We start from the raw sequence: 19,376 nt of genomic DNA on the forward strand, positions 1-19,376 counted from the left end.
TCACGTTTTGATTCCGAGGCGCTCAAGGTCTGCTTGAAGCGTTGTCGCATCGGTGAACAGCACCGATTGCCAGCCGGCGGCCTTGGCGCCGTCGACATTCTTCTGGCTGTCGTCGATGAACAACGTGGCCGACGGCTCGAGGCCGAACGTGGCGACGTGATGATCATAGATGCCGCGATCCGGCTTGATCATGCCGACCTCGCCGGAGATGGTGACGCCGCGCGGCCGTTCCAGAAAATCGAAGCGCTTGCGCGCCTCGGCCAGCGTGTCGGTGGCGAAGTTGGTCAGCATGGTCACGTCGTGACCGCGCTCGATCAGGCCGACCATGATGGCGACGCTGTCGTCATAGGCATGCGGCACCATGTCGTGCCAGTAGCGGCGGAAATTGCGGATGTTTTCCGCGTGATCGGGATGCTCGGCGATCAGCAGCGCCTCGGCTTCTTCCCAGGTCCGGCCACGGTCCTGCTCGATGTTCCAGTCATGCGTGCAGACATTGTCGAAGAACCATTTCCGCTCCTTCTCATCGGGAATCAGCCGGCTGAACGGAATGTTGGGATCGTAGTGGATCAGCACTCTGCCGATGTCGAAAACGATGTGGCGGACTTCAGTCATGGGGCCTCTTTGTACTAAGTGGCGACGGTTTTTTCGTCGCGCCGGGTATCGCAGCCTCGATTGCCTTTTTCATGACAGTGGGCAGTGCCTCGCCGGAAATTTCATGGGCCAGCGACCAGAAATGCCCCGCCGGCGCGGCGCCGTTCACCTCAGCACGAAAAACGTCGAGCTCAAGCGCGAAATGGGTGAAGACATGGGCAATCCGGCCGGCAGGCCGCCAGTTGGCGGGGAAAGGCGCTGCCGCTTCGGTGGTCGCGCCGTCGGCCCGCGCCGTCCAGTCTGTCGTCGGCACCTCGGTCATACCGCCGAGCAGGCCTCTTTCCGGCCGTTTGCGCAGAAGGATGGCGCCGTCGCCGCGCACGACGACGAAGGCCGCACCGCGTCGCAACGGCTTGTCTGCCTTCGGCAGGCGCACGGGGAAGTGCTCGGGATCGCCTGAAACAGTGGCGCTGCAGTCTTCGCGCAGCGGGCACAGCATGCAGCGTGGCCGGCGTGGCGTGCAGATCGTCGCCCCCAGATCCATCGTCGCCTGGGCGAAGTCGCCCGGCCTCGTCGCCGGCACCATGCGCTCGACATGGGCGCGTATCTCGGTCTTGGCTTCGCTCAGCGGCGTGGTGATCGAAAACAGCCGGGAGATGACGCGTTCGACATTGCCGTCGACGACGGCGGCGGGCTGGTCGAAGGCGATCGCCGTGATGGCCGCCGACGTATAGGCGCCGATGCCGGGCAGTTCCCTCAGGCCAGCCTCGGTGTCGGGAAACCCGCCGCCACGCCGGGCGACCAGATCGGCACACGCCTTGAGATTGCGGGCACGGGAGTAATAGCCGAGCCCGGCCCAGGCCTTCATCACATCCTCGGTCGGTGCCGCTGCCAGCGCCTCGACGTCAGGCCATTTCTCGACGAATGCGCGGAAATAAGTCTTCACCGCTTCGACCGTGGTCTGCTGCAGCATGACCTCGGACAGCCAGATACGATAGGGGTCGGGCCGCACGCCGCGCGCATGCTCGCGCGGCGTGATGCGCCACGGCAGCTCGCGGTGATGGATGTCGTACCAGCCGAGCAGGCGGGACGCGATGTCATCGCCGCTTCCAGATGCAGCTGTGCTGCTATCTCCGGATGCAGCTGTGCTGCTATCTCCGGATGCGGTCTTGCGGGTCTGGTCTGCTGGTGCCATTGATCGGGAATTGGCCTTGGCCGATGCTGATGAAGGTCGTGGCTGGAGAACGTACATGGCAGGGAGAAAGCCCTACGGCAATCCCATCCCGGTGAGCGATCTTGCAACCGAAATCCTCGATCCGGTGCTGCGCAAGCGGGCCGGCATTTCGATCGGTCTCGTCCAGTCGTGGGAAGAGATCGCCGGTCCGCGCCTCGCCAGCCGCTCTCGTCCCGAGAAAATCCAGTGGCCGCGCCGCATGCATGAGGACGATCCGTTCGAGCCGGCGGTGCTGGTCATCGCCTGCGAAGGCATGGCCGCACTCCACCTGCAGCACGAGACCGGCGAGATCATCAACCGGGTCAACGCCTTTCTGGGTTTCACCGCCATCAGCCGGATCAGGATCCTGCAGAAGCCGGTGACAGCGGATAAAGGACGACCTAAACGGACCTTGAGGCCACTGACCGCGGCCGAGAAGACGAAATTGTCGGGCACTGTCGGCCTGATCGACGATGACGGACTGCGCGCCTCGCTGGAAAAACTTGGCGAAACCATTATTGGGGAAAGGAAGTCATAGATTTGTCGCCAATCTCGCGCATTCGTGATCGCCCTGGTCAGGTTTCGCGATTGGATTGGGGACAGGGATGCCTTAATTCGCGCCAACTCTCGCCTTTTCGTGCTTTTGCATTGCAAAATCCAACCCTTGTCAGGTGATTCGTATGAACCGTCCCCCGTTTGGCCCAAGCTTGTCTCGCAGAAACGTCCTGTCTTCGCTGGCGGCCATTCCGGCGCTGGCCCTGCTCGCGGCGTGCAGCGACTCCGGCGAGGAAGCCAAGGCCGCGGATGTGAAGCCTGCCGACCCGGCCGCGCCAGCGAAGCCGGCCACGCCGGCCGCCGCTACCGTGCCGGAAGCACAGGGCACGGTGGACATGGCGGAACTGCTCAAGCCGGGTGCGCTGCCCGACAAGCAGCTTGGCAAGGACGACGCCAAGGTCACCATCGTCGAATACGCTTCGATGACCTGCCCGCACTGCGCGCATTTCGCCGAGACCACCTTTCCGGATCTGAAGACGAAGTACATCGACACCGGCAAGGCCCGCTACATCCTGCGCGAATTCCCCTTCGATCCGAGCGCCGAGGCCGGTTTCATGCTGGCGCGTTGCGCCAAGGATAACTACTTCCCGATGGTGGATGTCCTGTTCAAGCAGCAGGCGAACTGGGTTGGCGTCTCCAACACCAAGGACGCGCTGCTGCAAATCTCGAAGCTCGCCGGTTTTACACAGGAGTCCTTCGAGGCCTGCTTGACGGACCAGAAACTTCTGGACGATGTGAGATCGGTCCAGAAGCGCGGCGCCAATGAATTCAAGGTCGACTCAACGCCGACCTTCTTCATCAACGGTAAGACCTACAAAGGGGCGATGTCGATTGAGGAAATGTCGGCCATCATCGACCCTCTGCTCTGACGCCTGGGCAGCGCCGAAGCGGCAGCACTTCGGCGTGTGCGGCCTTTCGTTGTGCCACGACCCGCTCATGGGGCGGCGTGAATGAAGTTTTCACGCCTTCGCCTCCTCGGTTTCAAGTCCTTCGTCGAGCCCGGCGAGTTCGTCATCGAACGCGGCCTGACGGGTATTGTCGGGCCGAACGGCTGCGGCAAGTCGAACCTGGTCGAGGCGCTGCGCTGGGTGATGGGCGAAAGCTCCTACAAGAACATGCGCGCGTCCGGCATGGACGACGTCATCTTTTCCGGCTCGGGCACGCGCCCGGCACGCAACACCGCCGAAGTCACGCTTTTCCTCGACAACAGCGACCGCTCGGCGCCCGCCGCTTTCAACGATGCCGACGAATTGCAGGTGTCGCGCCGCATCGAGCGCGAAGCGGGCTCGCTCTACCGCATCAACGGCAAGGAGGCGCGCGCCAAGGACGTGCAGCTTCTGTTCGCCGACCAGTCGACCGGCGCGCGCTCGCCGTCGATGGTCGGGCAGGGCCGCATCGGCGAACTGATCCAGGCCAAACCGCAAGCGCGCCGCGCGCTGCTCGAAGAAGCAGCCGGCATTTCCGGCCTGCATACCCGTCGTCATGAGGCCGAACTGCGGCTGAAGGCGGCCGAACAGAATCTCGAACGCCTGGACGACGTCGTCGGCGAATTGGAAAGCCAGATCGAAAGCCTCAAGCGCCAGGCGCGCCAGGCATCGCGCTTCAAGAACCTGTCGGCCGATATCCGCAAGGCCGAAGCGACATTGCTGCATCTGCGCTGGACGCTGGCCAAGACGCAGGAGGGCGAGGCACGCTCGGCGCTGGCGGTTGCCACGGCGCTGGTCGGCGACCGCGCCGCCGCTCAGATGAATGCGGCCAAGGAGCAAGGCATCGGCGCTCACCGCTTGCCCGACCTGCGAGACGCGGAGGCCGCCGCCGCTGCTGCCTTCCAGCGCCTGTCGATCGCCAAGTCGCAGATCGAGGAGGAAGCCGGCCGCATCCGTGCCCGCCAGGCGGAACTCGAGCGCCGGCTGCAGCAGCTCGATGGCGATATTGCCCGCGAGGAGCGCATGGTCCGCGACAATGCGGATATTCTCGAGCGCCTTCGCACGGAAGAAGCCGTGCTCAATTCCGAAAACGCCGGTGCCGCCGAGCGCGAGGCCAGCACCCGGGCTGCGTTCGACCAGGCGGCATCGACGCTTGTAGCAAGCGAGGCCAGGCTCGCCGCGCTGACCGCCGAGCGGGCCGAGGCCGCCGCTTCGCGCAACCAGATCGAACGGACGCTGCGCGACACCGCCGAGCGCCGAGACCGCTTCGCGCGCCAACTCGCCGAGGTCGACCGGGAGCTGTCGGACATCCTGTCGAAGGTGGCCGGACTGCCGGATCCGGCCGAGAAGCAGCTCCTGGTCGAACAGGCCATCGCGCTGCTGGAAGAATCCGAGGCTGCGGTATCGGAGGCCGAACAGTCGGTCATCGATGCCCGCGCCACCGAAAGCGCTGCCCGGCCGCCACTGCAGGACGCCAGGGCGGAGCTGGCGCGGATCGAGACGGAAGCGCGCACGCTGGCCAAGATACTCAACGCCGCCAGCGGCGATCTCTTCCCGGCCGTATTGGAACAGATCAGCGTCGAGCGCGGCTTCGAGACGGCGCTGGGCGCCGCACTTGGCGAAGATCTTGACGTGCCGCTCGACCGCAGCGCGCCGGTGCATTGGGGCGAAAGCCAGATCCATCCCGGCGACGCGGCTTTGCCCGAGGGCGTCACGAGCCTTGCCAGCGTGGTTCACGCGCCGGCGCAGCTCGCCCGCCGGCTGGCGCAGATCGGCATCGTCGAGGCCAGCGATGGCCGCCGGCTGCAGGCGCTTCTTGCGCCCGGCCAGCGGCTGGTCAGCCGCGAGGGCGCGCTCTGGCGCTGGGATGGCTTTACCGCCAGCGCCGACGCGCCGACCGCCGCCGCGCAACGGCTGGCGCAGAAGAACCGGCTGGCCGAACTCGATGCCGAAGCCGTGCAGGCGACGCTCGTCCTGCGCCAGGCCGAGGAGGCGCTGGCACAGGCCGAACAGGCGCTTCGCCTGGCAAGCGAAGCCGAGCGCAATGCGCGCCAGGCCGGGCGTGACGCCCAGCATCGGCTGGACGCAGCCCGCAATGCGCTGGCCGAGGCCGAAAAGGCCGGTGGCGAATTGTCGAGCCGGCGCGCCGCATTGGACGAGGCGCGCGCCCGCATCGTCGATAGCCACGAGGAGACGTCGGCGGCTTTCGTCGAGGCCGAGATGCTCTTGCAGAGCGCTCCCGATCTGGGCGACCTGCAATTGCAGCTCGAACAGTCCTCGGCCAATGTCGCGCGCGACCGCGCCACGCTTGCCGATGCGCGCGCCGTGCACGAGGGTTTGCGGCGCGAGGCCGAGGCGCGCACACGCCGGCTTGATGCCATTGGCGCCGAGCGCAGCAACTGGCTGGAGCGGGCCGAAAATGCCTCGACGCAGATCGCGTCGCTTGGCGAACGCAAGGCCGAGGCCGAAGCCGAGCGCGAGCGACTGGCCGATGCACCGGACGAAATCGACGCCAAACGGCGCGCATTGCTGTCGCAGCTCACCGAGGCCGAAACCCTGCGCAAGGCGGCCGCCGACCGTCTGCAGGAGGCGGAGAACAGGCAATCCGAACTGGACAAGGCGGCCACTGGCGCCATCCAGTCGCTAGCCGAGGCGCGCGAGACGCGCGTGCGCGCCGAAGAGCGGCTGACGGCGGCCGACGAACGCCGGCTGGAGGTCGAGGCGCGGATCCAGGAAACGCTGAACACGCCGCCGCATCTCGTCATCCGCCATACCGGCCTGGAAGCCGACAGCCCGATGCCGGAAATGGCCGAGATCGAGCGTCAGCTCGACCGGCTGAAGATCGAGCGCGAGCGGCTTGGCGCCGTCAATCTGCGCGCCGAGGAAGAGCAGAAGGAGTTGTCCGACCGGCTGGAGACCATCGTCTCCGAGCGCGAGGACATCATCGAGGCCATCCGCAAACTGCGGCAGGCGATCCAGAGCCTCAATCGTGAAGGCCGCGAGCGGCTTCTCGCCGCCTTCGACGTGGTCAACGGCCATTTCCAGCGACTGTTCTCGCATCTGTTCGGCGGCGGCACGGCGGAATTGCAGCTGATCGAGTCCGAGGATCCGCTCGAGGCCGGGCTCGAGATCCTGGCCCGCCCGCCCGGCAAGAAACCGCAGACCATGACGCTGCTGTCCGGTGGCGAGCAGGCGCTGACGGCGATGTCGCTGATCTTCGCCGTGTTCCTGACCAATCCGGCACCGATCTGCGTCCTCGACGAGGTCGACGCGCCGCTCGACGATCACAATGTCGAACGCTTCTGCAATCTCATGGATGAGATGGCCAAGACCACCGAGACGCGCTTCGTCATCATCACGCACAACCCGATCACCATGGCGCGCATGAACCGGCTGTTCGGCGTGACCATGGCCGAGCAGGGCGTCAGCCAGCTCGTGTCGGTCGATCTGCAGGCCGCCGAGGCGATGCGCGAGGCAAGCTGAACCATGCGGGCTGCCTGGATCGCTTGGACGATCCGGGAGCGGTTGGCCATTTCAGTCTCCGCGTCGCAAAATCCAGTTTACGCAGATCGCGGCCGCGAGACCGAACGCCATGCCGACGCAATCGGCAACCCAGTCGAACACGTCAAGATCGCGTTCTATCAGCGTCGTGCCCTGGAGAATTTCGATTGCGGCTCCAACCAGGGCAAGGAAGACGATCAGCCTTGCCTTGCGCCCGGGCCAGCCGAGGCTTCCGAGGAATGTCAGGACGGCGAATGCGCTGGCATGGTTCAGCTTGTCATAGTGGAAACCGACGTCGATGCCGAATTCCTCGAGACGGGGTACAGGCAACAGCGCAAGCACGAGAACGACAATGAGGGTGACGACAAAGGCGATCCGTCCGGCGGCTGAATAAGATCTCATGCTGCTCCAACAACAAACCTGTGCCTGACCGCCGAGAAAGCCAAAGCCGGCTCGAAGATTCGGGCCGAGCCTTCGCGGGACTGGCCGATGGGGCAGGGCGGTGCCGTCGCGCCACGATTGCATCGGATGTTTCGAAAAGCAACGGACCCTGCGCGACGACCGCCAGCATCAGCTGGCAAGGCCGCTGGCGTGGCCCGATCTTGCTGTCGCGGATATGAATCTTCACGTGGTGCCGGTTTAACGCACGAGTTTTCCCGATTTTCGGGAAAGTCGTTGCCCGGCAAAGCGGGTTTCGCTTCATCCCGGTGAAGGTAAGCTCCAGGCGTGAACTGGAGTTTTGAAACGATGACAGACGCAGAAACCGGGATCTCCCGCACCCCTGGATTGCCGACCGATCCGATGCGGTGGCCGGAGATTCCCGCCGACGCGCCGATGCAGGGCGCATGCGGGCGCATTTGTGCGTCGTGTCCGATGCGAGGCCCGCATTGCTCCTCCGCCGCCCCCGCCGCCGCGGGGCAGCGCACCCAATGAGCGGGACGGCAAAGGGCGGCGCCGCGGAATGCACCGCCCCGTCGGCCAGGCCGCGCGCACTCAGGCGGCGAGCCAGGCCCGGGTGAAGTCCTGCTCATAGGCCTGGTGCATCTGATAGCCCATCAACGCGGGTTTCATATGGCAGAACAGCTTTCGCCAGTAAGGCTGAACGATGATGCCGGAGTCCTGCAGCATTGCCTGCAGCTCCTTCATCACCGCACGACGTTGATCTGGATCGGCGATCGCATTGGCACTGTGAACCTTGGCATCAAAATCGGGATCGGCAAATCCTGTCTCGTTCCACGCAGAGCCGCTCTGATAGGCAAGCGCATAGGTCTGGATGCCAAGCGGTCGCGCATTCCAGTTGGTCGTCGCGAATGGGTATTTCGTCCAGTCGTTCCAGAACGCCGATTCGGGGATGACGGTGCGCTTCACCTTGAAGCCGGCGTCGCGCATTTGTTGAGCGACCACATCCGAGCTTTCCTTGCGGTAGTCGGCTTCGACCGAAATCAGGTCAAACTCGAAATCGAGCTGGCCGGCTTCCTCGAGCAGCGCCTTGGCCCGGGCCGGATCGCGCCTGATCGGCGGCAGGTCGGCATGTTCGGGATGCATCGGCCCGACGTGATCGTTCTGTGCGACGATACCCATGCCGTTCGCGCCCAGTTGCAGCACCGCTTCGTTGTCGACGGCGAGCTGTATGGCATTGCGCACGCGCTTGTCGTCATAAGGCTTGGTGTTGACATTGCAGCGCGAGACCAGGGTGGCGGCGGTGACGATTTCGCTCTTCTTCAGGCCCAGTCCATCGAGCATGGCGACGTCATAGGACTGCGTCTGGCCATTCAGGTCGATCTCGCCGGCTTCGAAGGCGGAGACGGTGGCGGCCGAGTCGGTGCCATAGTCGATCCAGTCGACGCCATCGAGGAAGACCTCGCCACCCCACCACGAGCCTTCCGGCCGCTTGCGAACGGAGGCAGCGACGCCAACGTCGAGCTTCCTGAGTTCGAACGGACCCGTCGAGATTGGGTTGTCGGACAGCATCGCCTCTTTCGGATTGAACCCGTGGTGGACGATCAGCGCCGGATAGTCGGTCATCGCTGGAATGATGGTGATATCGGGCCGCGACAGTTTCAGCACCACGGTGTGGTCATCGCGAACCTCGATGGCGCCGGCGCGCGCCACCTTGGTATCGGGGTCGATCAGCGAGGTCATGCGTCCGGCCATCGAGTTGCCCGCGGCGTCCTTCTCGCACCAGCGGGTGATGTTGAAGGCGACATCCCCGGCGGTGAAATCGTCGCCATTCGACCATTTCACCCCCGGACGGACCTTGAGCACATATTCCGTGGCGTCCGCATTGATCTCCCAGCTCTGCAGCAGAACCGGCTCGAAGGTGAAGTCCGGCCTCCAGCGCACCAGCGGTTCGAGAAACTGCATGGCGATGTTGCCCATCTGCGAAACCTTGAAACCGCGCGGATCCTCGAGCTCCATCACCTGCATGGCGACACGCACGATGCCGCCCTTCCTGGGCTGGACCGCGTCCTCGGCCAGCGCTGGGACAGGCTGGCCGATGAGCCCGTAGGCAACCGCCGTGCTGGCGCCGAAGGCGCTGGCCAGCGCCAGGAACTCGCGGCGACCAAGCGCGCCGCTTTTTGCACCCCGCGCAAGTGCGTCGATCGCGGGATGAAGAGGTTTGGATGTCATATCGGTTCTCCCATTGTTGATTTTACGTCCAAATTCGGTGGAATGCCCTTGCCGCACCGTCGCGAGGCGCTGTCTTCTGTCGGAAGTCGCAAGCGGCGGAGCCGGGGCGACGGCGAGGGGGAGCCAAGATGAATCTTCTGACGGCGATGCGGGTGTTCGATCGTGTCTGCCTGCTGGGCAGCCTCTCGGCGGCGGCGCGCGATCTCAACATGTCGACGACGGCGGTCAGCCGCACGATCAAGGAACTGGAGGAGGACCTCGGTGTCCGGCTCATCAACCGCACCACAAGGCGCCTCAGCCTTACCGAGGCGGGCCGCGACTATGCTCCGCGGGCCCGTAGCTTGCTCGACGACATTTCGGAACTGCAGGATTCGACGCGCGGCCTGCACAAGGAGACGCGCGGCCTGATCCGGGTTTCCTGCTCCAATGTCCTGGGCCACACGCGCATCACCAAGCTGGTGCCGAAATTCCTCGACGAGAACCCGCTCACCACGATCGAATTCGACCTTACCGCGCGCTACGTCGTCGGCATTGTCGAGGAAGGCTACGATGTCGCCATACGATTCGGCGGTCAGGCGGATTCGGCCCTGATCGCGCGGCGGCTTGGTGACGTCCGTAACTATGTCTGCGCCACGCCCGGTTACTGGGACAGCCACGGCCGGCCTGCCCATCCAGATGAATTGGCAAGCCATTCCTGCGTGCTGAGCAATTTCGCCAAGCGTCTCGGCACGTGGCCATTCATAGGGCCAGACGGGCCATTCGATGCGGCCGTCGGCGGGCGTATCTCGACCAACAGCGTCGAGGCCGCCTATCAGATGACGATCGCCGGATTCGGTATTGGAAATCTGCCGAGCCTGCTGGTCGACGCCGCGATCCGGGACGGCCGGCTGGAGGTGCAACTCGATGAGTTTCGTCCAGGCTCCAGCCCGATCTATGCGCTCTATCCGCACCGCACCTACATCGCGGCCAAGGTGCGCGCTTTCGTCGATTTCCTGATCCGCGAACTGTCGGCGGACTTCACCGCCTGAGAGGTTGCCCGGTTGCTTGTGGCCAACGCCGCCAGGGGCCCGGCGCGAACGCCAGGGCCCCCTTGCCCCCATCGCCCGACGCGGCAGCGTCATTTCCACCAGGCGGTGGTGTCGTACATCGGCCCTGGTTCCTCGAAGAGCTTTTCGTATTTGCACAGCGTCGGCGTCTCGCCGAGCGGCACCGAGACGCCGTCCCTGAACGCCCACTCGCCGCGTTGTGTCGAGTCGGCCCGCACATAGCTGGACAAGGCGAAGGCCCGGTCGTGCCGCGACTTGTTGGGCGAGGAGCCGTGCACGGTGAGCAGTCCCCACATGGCAAGGTCGCCCGGCTCCAGCACCAGCGGAACGATGGTCGCCGGGTCGATGCCGACCTTGCGCAGCTCCTCCTCGGCGGTCAGGCCCTTCATCAACTCGCCAGTCCCCTCGTCCGACAGGCCGAGATAGCCAAGCTTGTGGCTGCCGGGCACCACCTGGAGGCAGCCATTGTCGAGCGTCGCCCGATCGACCGCGAGGCCCGTGGTCACGGTCGCGTCGGCGACATTGTCGAAAGCGGCCTGATTGCGGAAGCGCAGGTCCTGGTGGAACCGGTAACCCGTGACATTGGCGCCGGGCGGCTTCCAGTGCAGCTGTTGCGCGATTTGCCTTATGTCGCGGCCGATCAGGCCCTCGAGCAGCTTCAGATAGTCGGGACTGCGCCGGAATTGCTCGAAATAGGAATTGATCCAGGAGAACCAGTAGGCCTGCAGCACGTAACGCTGGCCAAAGTCCGATTCAGGCAGGATCTGGAAGTTGAGATTGCCATGCCGGTAGGTGGCGTGGTGCTTGAGGCCTTCGGCATAGACGGCATCGGTTTCCTTCTTCAGCCGGATCATCTCGTCGCCGTCGACGAATTGTCGAACGACCGCGTATCCTTCCTCGCGATATTGCTCCACCGCATCGCGTGCCTGCTTGTCCGTCAGCATGTCTATGACAACCCCTGTCTGGTGATCCGTGGCGATCGTAACAAAGGGATTGCGGGCGATAAGCCGCGGATTTCGCCATCGACTTTCCCGAATATCGGAAAAGTGGCGGCGGCGAGCAGTGATCTCAGGAAAGCGTCAGGGAGTATGATCCGGGATATTTCGATGATGAGACATGCCGGCTCGAACCACTCCAAAACCCCTTCGGGCCAAAAGTGTTACCCATTGGCCTGCACCCCTTGCGTTAGACACTAATTAGGGACAGTTCTCCAGGTTTTGGATTGCAGCCAGGGGATCCTGGCGCAATCGCGTTAGGCCGGCTTCGTATTCATCCGGCGAGAGATAGTCGAGCGCGGAATGCAGGCGCTGCCTGTTGTAGAGCCGCTCGATGAATTCGCCGATCCTCTTCCTGGCATCGATGATATTGCGATAGGCTCGGCCATCGACCTCTTCCTCCTTCAGCGTTCGCATGAAGCGCTCAGCCTTGGCATTGTCATAGGGGTTGCCAATCCGGCTCATGCTCGGCTGGATACGATGCGCTGCAAGTCGTGCAGCGTATTCAGCGCAGGCATATTGCACGCCGCGATCGCTGTGGTGGATGACGCTGCCCGGCGGAGGCCGGCGCACCGTCAACCGGTATCTGTCCAGCCTGGGCACGTTTTGCGACTGCCTTGGCGCACGGCTACATCGACAGCAACCCGACCGCCGATATGTCGCTAGCGAAAAAGAAAGAGAGGTCGACGCTGCCATTCGCCAGCGACCAGTTGAACACCGTGTTCAAGTCGCCCCTGTTCACCGGATGCCAGAGCGGCGGCGAGTGGCGCAACGTCGCCAAACCCGGCAACGTCATGATCCGCGATCACCGTTATTGGGTTCCGCTGGTCATGCTCTATTCCGGCGCGCGGCCGAAATTGCGCAGCTCGCCGTTGTCGACGTTCGCCATGAGCACGTTCACTGGATCATGCACATCACCACGGAAGGCGACGGCGACAAGAGCACACGCTCGTGACGTCCACACCAGCCTTAAGCGTGGTCGCGTCATCCGGCCTGATCCAATCTGGCACAGGGCCCGGATGATTAACCCGCGCCCATCACTTTGCCGCAGGCACCTGCCACGTTAGCGGTGTATCGGCTCAACGTATAACTCATTGACGGAAAAGTATCCAACGATCCCGGCATCGCAATCATGCGTTCTGCAGGCACTGTGAGCATGAAACAAACCGCAGGCCGAACTTGAATCACTTTTCGCAGGATTGGGGACTGCCCGCGCGTCCGCACCGTAAAACTGACCAACAAATTTCACTGTTGACGGCAACAGAATTGTGTCAGGTTCTGCGGCGACACACTCGTCACGATCGATAGCAACCAAACCATAGTGATCACTCCGCAACAGTGTGTCAGGTTTAGGGGCGGTAAAAACCAGTTTTGATTTCAACAGAAATTGTGGCCGCGCGGGTATTGATACTAGGTCAGTCTCCCTACCGACGGCGGCAGAAATATACATCTGTTCGTCGAGATTATCTCTTACGGCTGTAAAGGGAACAGAGCCATTTATTTCAATGTCTTCGGAATCATTCAACGTGGTACCGCCATCATCGTTAACAAGTTTTCCACTCGTAACACTTACCTTCAATTTGTAAGAATTACCGTGAGCCACGCCTCCTTTAGGGTTCCAATAAACTCTAAATTTGAACAGCTTATCACTGATTGCAGCGTCGGGGACGGTAATAGCCACACCACCTACACCTAGGCAGGCGATATAGGCTTGCACGCTGGCCTCGGAAAGGGTCGATCGAAGGACCGACGTGCTCTCTTCCTTAGATAAATGAAAATCCTCATGAGTTTGAAGAAACTCATTCATTGCCTTTGCCTCAGCAAAAGACAATTTCAAATCACCGTATGACAGAGCTCCATTGTTATTATCGTTTTGATCATTTGTCTGCAGAACACTATTCACGTATGACAAAAATACCAATAGGTTAGATTGATAAGATGTGACATCCTGTCTCAAAATTTTGTTTGGGTCGCAAGCATCAGAAAACGACGGCGTAACCTGAGACAGGGATACGAAAGTGACGGCAATAAAAAGCGCAGCTATGCGGATGATAGACATGTCTGTTCACTCCATCTCATCGTCTGAACACTTGTAGTCCTTAACGGAATGGGCGAGCCTGAAACCTTTAAACTGACAGAAAACGTCCCCTTTTGCAATACGATTCGCCGGGAACCAGGTCGCCGCCCATCATGGCGAAGCATGCATTGGGAGGATCATCCACATGGCTGTAACACAAGCCAACGACCGAATCCTGATAAGTGCCTGTATTAATTACATAAAGCAATGATGGCTGGGGCGCCAGGATTCGAACCTGGGAATGTCGGTACCAAAAACCGATGCCTTACCACTTGGCGACGCCCCAATTGCCGTCAGAGTCGCTTGTGCGGCGCGTTATTAGCAGAGCAGCCAAAAAGCACAATGCTTATGAACCGGGGGGAGAGCACCCGGATGGACCAAACGCGGTCGCCGCCAGATTGCAAGCGAACGGCTATTCGGACCAGACCGCCATCTCGTTCCCGGCCGGATCGACAAAGTGAAAGCGCCGGCCGCCGGGGAAGGCGAAGATCGGCTTGACGATCGTGCCGCCGGCATTTTCGACGGCACCGAGGGTTTCCTCCAGATCCCGGCTGTAGAGCACGGGCAGCGGCTTGGCGGGCGCTTCCGCCGCATCGGCCTGGAAGCCCCCGTCCAGGCCCTCGGCAAAGGCCGAATAGGTCGGCCCATAGTCGGTGAAAGACCAGGCAAAGGCAGCACTGTAGAAAGCCTTGAGCCGATCCAGCGTTCCGCCGGTCGCCGGCATTTCCAGATAGTCGAGTTTTCCAGACAGTTTCATGGCCTACCTCTTTGTTCCCTTTATGTTCTAGACCCGAGGTTCTTGAGTGGCAAGTCTTTTTGCCGCATCCTTGGACACAGCTTTTTCTTAATCGATTGTAGCGGCCGGACGGCTTCCCTGACGCCTTGCCTTTCGCACTGCAGCATCATATCGCTCCGAAGTCGGACACGGTGGAACTTTCCGTTTCGCCAATCTTTCCAATCTCCTGCAACCGGAGAGCAAAGCATGACCAAATGGGTTTTCACCTTTGGCGATGGTGCGGCGGAAGGCCGTGCCGGCGACAAGAATCTGCTGGGCGGCAAGGGCGCCAACCTGGCCGAGATGTGCAGTCTGGGCCTGCCGGTGCCGCCGGGTTTCACCATCACCACCGAGGTCTGCAACGCCTATTATGCCAATGGCCGCACTTATCCGGCAGGATTGGAAGCGGATGTCGCGGTGGCGCTCGATCACATCGGCCGGCTGACCGGCCGCCGGTTCGGCGACCCGTCGAAACTGCTTCTGGTGTCGGTGCGTTCGGGTGCCCGTGCCTCGATGCCCGGCATGATGGATACCGTGCTCAATCTCGGGCTGAACGACGAGACGGTCGAGGCGCTCGCCGCCGATTCCGGTGATGCGCGCTTTGCCTATGACAGTTACCGCCGCTTCATCCAGATGTATTCGGATGTCGTCATGGGCCTTGACCACGAGGTGTTCGAGGAAATCCTCGAAGACCAGAAGGGCGGGCTCGGCCATGAGCTCGATACGGAGCTGACGGCCCTCGAATGGCAAGGCGTCATCGCGCTCTACAAGGCCAAGGTCGAGGAAGAACTCGGCAAGCCGTTTCCGCAGGATCCGAATGAACAGCTCTGGGGCGCCATCGGTGCCGTGTTTTCAAGCTGGATGAACAACCGCGCCATCACCTACCGGCGTCTGCATGACATTCCCGAAAGCTGGGGCACGGCGGTCAATGTCCAGGCCATGGTGTTTGGCAATATGGGCGAAACCTCGGCCACCGGCGTTGCCTTCACCCGCAACCCGTCGACCGGTGAAAGGCAGCTCTATGGCGAGTTCCTGGTGAACGCGCAGGGCGAGGACGTCGTCGCCGGCATCCGCACGCCGCAGAACATCACCGAGGCGGCGCGCATTGCCGCTGGCTCCGACAAGCCATCCTTGCAGAAGCTGATGCCGGATGCCTTCCAGTCCTTCGTCACCATCTCCGACAGTCTGGAAAAACACTACCGCGACATGCAGGATCTCGAATTCACCATCGAGCGCGGCAAGTTGTGGATGCTGCAGACGAGATCCGGCAAGCGCACCGCCAAGGCGGCGCTCAGGATCGCCGTCGATATGGCCCGCGACAAGCTGATTACGAAGGAGGAAGCTGTCGCCCGCATCGATCCGGCCTCGCTCGACCAATTGCTGCATCCCACCATCGATCCCAAGGCGGCGCGCGACGTTGTCGGCATCGGCCTGCCTGCCTCTCCAGGTGCCGCCACCGGCGAGATCGTCTTTTCCTCTGGCGACGCCGAGGAACTCAAGACACAAGGCCGCAAGGCGATCCTGGTGCGCGTCGAAACCAGCCCCGAAGATATTCACGGCATGCATGCGGCGGAAGGCATCCTGACGACGCGCGGCGGCATGACCAGCCACGCCGCCGTCGTCGCGCGCGGCATGGGCAAGCCTTGCGTGTCGGGCGCCGGTTCGCTGCGCGTCGACTACAAGGCCGGCACGCTGATGGCGATGGGATCGACCTTTCGCAAGGGTGACATCATCACCATCGACGGCGGTAACGGCCAGGTGCTGAAGGGCGCCGTGCCGATGCTGCAGCCGGAACTTTCCGGCGATTTCGCCGCCATCATGGAGTGGGCGGATGCGGTGCGCCGCATGAAGGTGCGCACCAACGCCGAAACACCACTGGATGCGCGCATGGCGCGTTCGTTCGGCGCCGAAGGCATCGGGCTTTGCCGCACCGAGCACATGTTCTTCGACGGTGAGCGCATCGTCGCGATGCGCGAAATGATTCTGGCTGACACGGAAAAGGACCGGCGCACCGCGCTTGCCAAGCTTCTGCCCATGCAGCGGTCGGATTTCCTCGAACTGTTCGAAATCATGGCGGGCTTGCCGGTGACGATCCGTCTGCTCGATCCGCCGCTGCACGAATTCCTGCCCAAGACCGAGGAGGAAATCGCCGAAGTCGCCACCGCCATGAATGTGTCGCCAGACAAGCTCAGGCAGCGCACCGAGGCCCTGCATGAGTTCAACCCGATGCTCGGCCATCGCGGCTGCCGGTTGGCGGTGTCCTATCCCGAGATCGCCGAGATGCAGGCGCGCGCCATTTTCGAGGCCGCCGTCGAGGCCGGCCGCAAGGCCGGCGCGCTGGTGGTTCCCGAAATCATGGTGCCGCTGGTCGGTCTCGTGAAGGAGCTCGACTATGTGAAGGCGCGCATCGATGCCGTCGCCAAGAGCGTCATGGAGGAGACCGGCGTCAAGATCGACTATCTGACCGGGACGATGATCGAATTGCCGCGCGCGGCGATCCGCGCCCATGTCATCGCCGCCACGGCCGAGTTCTTCTCCTTCGGCACCAACGACCTCACACAGACGACCTTCGGCATCTCGCGCGACGATGCGGCCTCGTTCCTGGAAACCTATCGGCATAAGGGCATCATCGAGCAGGATCCGTTCGTCTCGCTCGACATCGACGGCGTCGGTGAACTGGTGCGCATGGCTGCCGAAAAGGGCAGGGCGACGCGGCCGGACATCAAGCTCGGCATCTGTGGCGAACATGGCGGCGACCCGGCTTCGATCCGCTTTTGCGAGGAGGTCGGCCTCGACTACGTGTCCTGCTCGCCCTATCGCGTGCCGATCGCCAGGCTGGCGGCAGCGCAGGCGGCGGTGCTGGTCGCCAAGGCAGGCCACGGATAGGCCCCATCCAGATCGAGCTTACCGTTTTGTAAGATAGTTCACGCGAACGTGCGGACGGCATCGCGCAATCTCGACATTGTTCCCGCCCAATTTGCGGACGTCCCGCCAATTGTTCCCGGAAACAGATGTTGCAGACTTCGCCCGCGCCGTTTCGCTCGATCCTGGTCATCCAAGCGAAGTTCATGGGAGATCTCGTCCTCGCCTCGGCGCTTGCGGAAAACCTGCGGCTCGAATTCCCCGGCGCCAGGCTCGTGTTTCTGTGCGAGGCCCGCTTCGAGAGCTTCGTGATCGCCCACGGCATCGCCTCCGAGGTGGTCACATTCAGCCGAGCCCGCATGCGCGGCACCACCCTCGAGCGGGCAAAAGAGCTTTGCGCCATGGTGCGGGCGTTGCGCCGCTTCCGCTTCGACCTGACGATCGACCTGACCGATTCAAAGACGTCGCGCATCATTACCGGGTTCGTCAACGCCAGGACCCGGGTCGGCTACGACCCTCCCGAGAGGCCCTTGCGTCTGCTGGAGCGGCAGCCCGCCAATGTCCTTGCCAGGCCATATGGTTTTGGCGGCCAGCATTTTCTGTACCGCTATCTTTCGCCGCTCCAGGCGCTTGGCATCGGTCTCCATGTGGCGGTTCCGCGCATTCAACCACTGCCGGTCGAGACGGCAAAGGCATTGGCACTCCTGCGCAAGCATCATCTGCGGCCAAACGCCTTTGTGGTCGTGCATGCGGGTGCAAGCTTCGAGGGGCGGCGTTGGCAGCCGGAGCGGTTTGCCGCGGCGATCGTCGAGATCACGGGCGAAACCGGCCTGGATGTCGTCCTGGTGGGTGGCCCGGACGAGCACGGGATTGCCGAACGCATCGTCGCCCGGACAGCGCCATCGGTCGTCAATCTGGTTGGGCAGTTGTCGCTTGAAAGGCTGCTGGCGGTGCTGGATCAGGCCAGGCTGTTTCTCGGCAACGAAAGCGGCCCGATGCATATGGCGGCGGCGGTGGGAACTCCGGTTGTCGGGCTGTTCGGTTCGACGAACCCGTCGCGCTGGGGGCCCGTGGGCGTATCCAGCATTGCGCTTCGGCCACCAATGCCTTGCCACTGTGTCGCCAGGGACCTGTGCCGCTGGCAGGATTCCAGCAAGGCTTGCTGCGTGTGGCGCCTGGAGTTCAAGCCCGTCGTCGACGCGGTGCTCGAACTCCTTTCGCGCACCGAAGTGAAGCTGGAGCGCGCCATCTGAGATCATGCGTGGCAGGCATCGTCGCGGAGTGGCTGTTCACCACGCGGACAGTCAAATTGTCGCGCCTTGCGCTTTTCTGCTATGCACCATCCCGATTTCCGCCTTCATGCGGGTCTTGAGACACTCGCTTGAAAATACCGGTCAGGAACTGATGCACCTGCTGCAAAAACATCTCTGCATGCTCGCCATCTCGTTGGCGGTGGTATCCAGCGGCAACGCCGCGACGCTGGTCGAGCCCACGCTGCACATCCAGCCGGATGCAAGCGGGGCGGGTCGCGTTGCGCTGACGCTCGATGCCTGCGGCGGACAGACCGACAACCGGATCCTTTCGGCGCTGGTGGAAAACAAGATTCCCGCCACCATTTTCGTTACCGGCATCTGGCTGAAGCGAAACGCCGCCGCCGTCGAGATCATGCGGGCGCATCCCGATCTGTTCGAACTGGAAAATCACGGCGGCCATCATGTCCCGGCGGTCGATACGCCGCGGAAGATCTACGGCATCCGCAGCGCCGGTAGCCCGGACGCGGTGCTGGCCGAGGTCGAGTCTGGTGCCGCTGCCCTTGCCAGGACCGGCGAGCCGGCGCCGAAATGGTTTCGTGGGGCAACCGCCGAATACAGCCCGTCGGCGATCGCCATGATCCGCAAGCTTGGCTTCAAGATTGCAGGCTTCTCGATAAACGGCGACGGCGGTTCGCTGCTCGGCGCCAGGGAAACCACCAGGCGCATCGCGGCGGCCAAGGACGGTGACGTCATCATCGCCCATATCAACCAGCCGACCCATGCCGCCGGCGAAGGCGTGGTGAGGGGCCTGCTGGCGCTGAAGGAAAAAGGTCTGACCTTTGTACGGCTCGACGATGCCGACGGCATCGGCAATCACGGCACCACGGACTGACGGCAGTCCAGCGCACCAGCGCTTTCGTTGCTTCGCGGATACGAAAAGTGGCTGCCCTC

General features: G+C 62.7%; 16 protein-coding genes and 1 tRNA gene. 8 read left to right on the forward strand and 9 right to left on the reverse strand.

Annotated elements, in window-relative coordinates; genetic code table 11:
* Positions 1 to 612: an HAD family hydrolase gene (locus OOJ09_RS02650; RefSeq protein WP_269903691.1), complete on the reverse strand. Its 612-nt coding sequence runs from the start codon at positions 610 to 612 to the stop codon at positions 1 to 3.
* Positions 605 to 1,786: an A/G-specific adenine glycosylase gene (gene mutY / locus OOJ09_RS02655; RefSeq protein WP_269903692.1), complete on the reverse strand. Its 1,182-nt coding sequence runs from the start codon at positions 1,784 to 1,786 to the stop codon at positions 605 to 607. The genes OOJ09_RS02650 and mutY overlap by 8 nt, the downstream gene beginning before the upstream one ends.
* Before the next feature lie 55 nt (positions 1,787 to 1,841).
* Here mutY and OOJ09_RS02660 point away from each other — a divergent pair, with 55 nt between their 5' ends.
* The 3 genes from OOJ09_RS02660 to smc all read left to right on the forward strand — a co-directional run bounded on the left by OOJ09_RS02660 (position 1,842) and on the right by smc (position 6,768).
* Positions 1,842 to 2,342, forward strand: a complete 501-nt coding sequence (locus OOJ09_RS02660) for a DUF721 domain-containing protein (protein ID WP_269903693.1) — start codon at positions 1,842 to 1,844, stop codon at positions 2,340 to 2,342.
* A 142-nt stretch (positions 2,343 to 2,484) separates the two neighbouring features.
* On the forward strand, positions 2,485 to 3,228 hold the full coding sequence (locus tag OOJ09_RS02665; RefSeq protein ID WP_269903694.1) for a DsbA family protein: 744 nt from the start codon (positions 2,485 to 2,487) through the stop codon (positions 3,226 to 3,228).
* An 81-nt stretch (positions 3,229 to 3,309) separates the two neighbouring features.
* On the forward strand, positions 3,310 to 6,768 hold the full coding sequence (gene smc, locus OOJ09_RS02670) for a chromosome segregation protein SMC (RefSeq protein ID WP_269903695.1): 3,459 nt from the start codon (positions 3,310 to 3,312) through the stop codon (positions 6,766 to 6,768).
* A gap of 51 nt (positions 6,769 to 6,819) precedes the next feature.
* Here smc and OOJ09_RS02675 read toward each other — a convergent pair whose 3' ends face one another.
* Both OOJ09_RS02675 and OOJ09_RS02680 read right to left on the reverse strand, forming a co-directional pair.
* A complete protein-coding gene (locus OOJ09_RS02675; RefSeq protein ID WP_269903696.1) occupies positions 6,820 to 7,188 on the reverse strand; it encodes a hypothetical protein in 369 nt (122 codons plus the stop codon).
* Between the two features lie 591 nt (positions 7,189 to 7,779).
* The gene (locus tag OOJ09_RS02680) at positions 7,780 to 9,417 is read right to left on the reverse strand and encodes an ABC transporter substrate-binding protein (RefSeq protein ID WP_269903697.1); all 1,638 of its coding nucleotides are present in this window, start codon (positions 9,415 to 9,417) and stop codon (positions 7,780 to 7,782) included.
* Positions 9,418 to 9,545: 128 nt separating this feature from the next.
* Here OOJ09_RS02680 and OOJ09_RS02685 point away from each other — a divergent pair, with 128 nt between their 5' ends.
* Complete coding sequence (locus OOJ09_RS02685) at positions 9,546 to 10,445, forward strand: LysR family transcriptional regulator (RefSeq protein WP_269903698.1); 900 nt, start codon at positions 9,546 to 9,548, stop codon at positions 10,443 to 10,445.
* Positions 10,446 to 10,534: 89 nt separating this feature from the next.
* Here the strand turns inward: OOJ09_RS02685 and OOJ09_RS02690 are convergent, their stop codons facing one another.
* Positions 10,535 to 11,407 (reverse strand): phytanoyl-CoA dioxygenase family protein, encoded by an 873-nt coding sequence (locus OOJ09_RS02690; protein WP_269903699.1) that lies wholly within the window; start codon positions 11,405 to 11,407, stop codon positions 10,535 to 10,537.
* A 252-nt stretch (positions 11,408 to 11,659) separates the two neighbouring features.
* A complete protein-coding gene (locus tag OOJ09_RS02695) occupies positions 11,660 to 12,061 on the reverse strand; it encodes an integrase core domain-containing protein (protein ID WP_269903700.1) in 402 nt (133 codons plus the stop codon).
* Between the two features lie 14 nt (positions 12,062 to 12,075).
* Here OOJ09_RS02695 and OOJ09_RS02700 point away from each other — a divergent pair, with 14 nt between their 5' ends.
* Complete coding sequence (locus tag OOJ09_RS02700) at positions 12,076 to 12,525, forward strand: hypothetical protein (RefSeq protein ID WP_269903701.1); 450 nt, start codon at positions 12,076 to 12,078, stop codon at positions 12,523 to 12,525.
* Here the strand turns inward: OOJ09_RS02700 and OOJ09_RS02705 are convergent.
* The 3 genes from OOJ09_RS02705 to OOJ09_RS02715 all read right to left on the reverse strand — a co-directional run bounded on the left by OOJ09_RS02705 (position 12,522) and on the right by OOJ09_RS02715 (position 14,292).
* A complete protein-coding gene (locus tag OOJ09_RS02705) occupies positions 12,522 to 13,517 on the reverse strand; it encodes a hypothetical protein (protein WP_269903702.1) in 996 nt (331 codons plus the stop codon). The genes OOJ09_RS02700 and OOJ09_RS02705 overlap by 4 nt on opposite strands.
* 229 nt (positions 13,518 to 13,746) lie before the next feature.
* Positions 13,747 to 13,821, reverse strand: a tRNA-Gln gene (locus OOJ09_RS02710).
* Between the two features lie 126 nt (positions 13,822 to 13,947).
* Entirely contained in the window at positions 13,948 to 14,292 is a 345-nt protein-coding gene (locus tag OOJ09_RS02715) for a VOC family protein (RefSeq protein WP_269903703.1), read from the reverse strand.
* Between the two features lie 225 nt (positions 14,293 to 14,517).
* On the opposite strand from OOJ09_RS02715, the gene ppdK reads away from it, so the two are divergent.
* The 3 genes from ppdK to OOJ09_RS02730 all read left to right on the forward strand — a co-directional run bounded on the left by ppdK (position 14,518) and on the right by OOJ09_RS02730 (position 19,317).
* Positions 14,518 to 17,196: a pyruvate, phosphate dikinase gene (ppdK, locus tag OOJ09_RS02720; protein WP_269903704.1), complete on the forward strand. Its 2,679-nt coding sequence runs from the start codon at positions 14,518 to 14,520 to the stop codon at positions 17,194 to 17,196.
* A 125-nt stretch (positions 17,197 to 17,321) separates the two neighbouring features.
* Positions 17,322 to 18,425: a glycosyltransferase family 9 protein gene (locus OOJ09_RS02725; RefSeq protein ID WP_269903705.1), complete on the forward strand. Its 1,104-nt coding sequence runs from the start codon at positions 17,322 to 17,324 to the stop codon at positions 18,423 to 18,425.
* Between the two features lie 151 nt (positions 18,426 to 18,576).
* Complete coding sequence (locus OOJ09_RS02730) at positions 18,577 to 19,317, forward strand: polysaccharide deacetylase family protein (RefSeq protein ID WP_269903706.1); 741 nt, start codon at positions 18,577 to 18,579, stop codon at positions 19,315 to 19,317.
* The last annotated feature ends 59 nt before the right edge of the window (positions 19,318 to 19,376 follow it).

Origin of the sequence: Mesorhizobium qingshengii (assembly GCF_027563465.1) — a bacterium.
In the GTDB taxonomy this organism is placed as follows: Bacteria; Pseudomonadota; Alphaproteobacteria; order Rhizobiales; family Rhizobiaceae; genus Mesorhizobium; species Mesorhizobium qingshengii_A.

Excerpts from the sequence above, each read along its gene's own strand:
- smc (WP_269903695.1), top strand. The coding sequence starts at position 3,310 with ATGAAGTTTTCACGCCTTCGCCTCCTCGGTTTCAAGTCCTTCGTCGAG.
- OOJ09_RS02660 (WP_269903693.1), top strand. The coding sequence starts at position 1,842 with ATGGCAGGGAGAAAGCCCTACGGCAATCCCATCCCGGTGAGCGATCTT.
- OOJ09_RS02715 (WP_269903703.1), bottom strand. The coding sequence starts at position 14,292 with ATGAAACTGTCTGGAAAACTCGACTATCTGGAAATGCCGGCGACCGGC.
- mutY (WP_269903692.1), bottom strand. The coding sequence starts at position 1,786 with ATGGCACCAGCAGACCAGACCCGCAAGACCGCATCCGGAGATAGCAGC.
- OOJ09_RS02665 (WP_269903694.1), top strand. The coding sequence starts at position 2,485 with ATGAACCGTCCCCCGTTTGGCCCAAGCTTGTCTCGCAGAAACGTCCTG.
- OOJ09_RS02705 (WP_269903702.1), bottom strand. The coding sequence starts at position 13,517 with ATGTCTATCATCCGCATAGCTGCGCTTTTTATTGCCGTCACTTTCGTA.
- OOJ09_RS02680 (WP_269903697.1), bottom strand. The coding sequence starts at position 9,417 with ATGACATCCAAACCTCTTCATCCCGCGATCGACGCACTTGCGCGGGGT.
- OOJ09_RS02730 (WP_269903706.1), top strand. The coding sequence starts at position 18,577 with ATGCACCTGCTGCAAAAACATCTCTGCATGCTCGCCATCTCGTTGGCG.
- OOJ09_RS02650 (WP_269903691.1), bottom strand. The coding sequence starts at position 612 with ATGACTGAAGTCCGCCACATCGTTTTCGACATCGGCAGAGTGCTGATC.
- OOJ09_RS02685 (WP_269903698.1), top strand. The coding sequence starts at position 9,546 with ATGAATCTTCTGACGGCGATGCGGGTGTTCGATCGTGTCTGCCTGCTG.
- ppdK (WP_269903704.1), top strand. The coding sequence starts at position 14,518 with ATGACCAAATGGGTTTTCACCTTTGGCGATGGTGCGGCGGAAGGCCGT.
- OOJ09_RS02675 (WP_269903696.1), bottom strand. The coding sequence starts at position 7,188 with ATGAGATCTTATTCAGCCGCCGGACGGATCGCCTTTGTCGTCACCCTC.
- OOJ09_RS02725 (WP_269903705.1), top strand. The coding sequence starts at position 17,322 with ATGTTGCAGACTTCGCCCGCGCCGTTTCGCTCGATCCTGGTCATCCAA.
- OOJ09_RS02690 (WP_269903699.1), bottom strand. The coding sequence starts at position 11,407 with ATGCTGACGGACAAGCAGGCACGCGATGCGGTGGAGCAATATCGCGAG.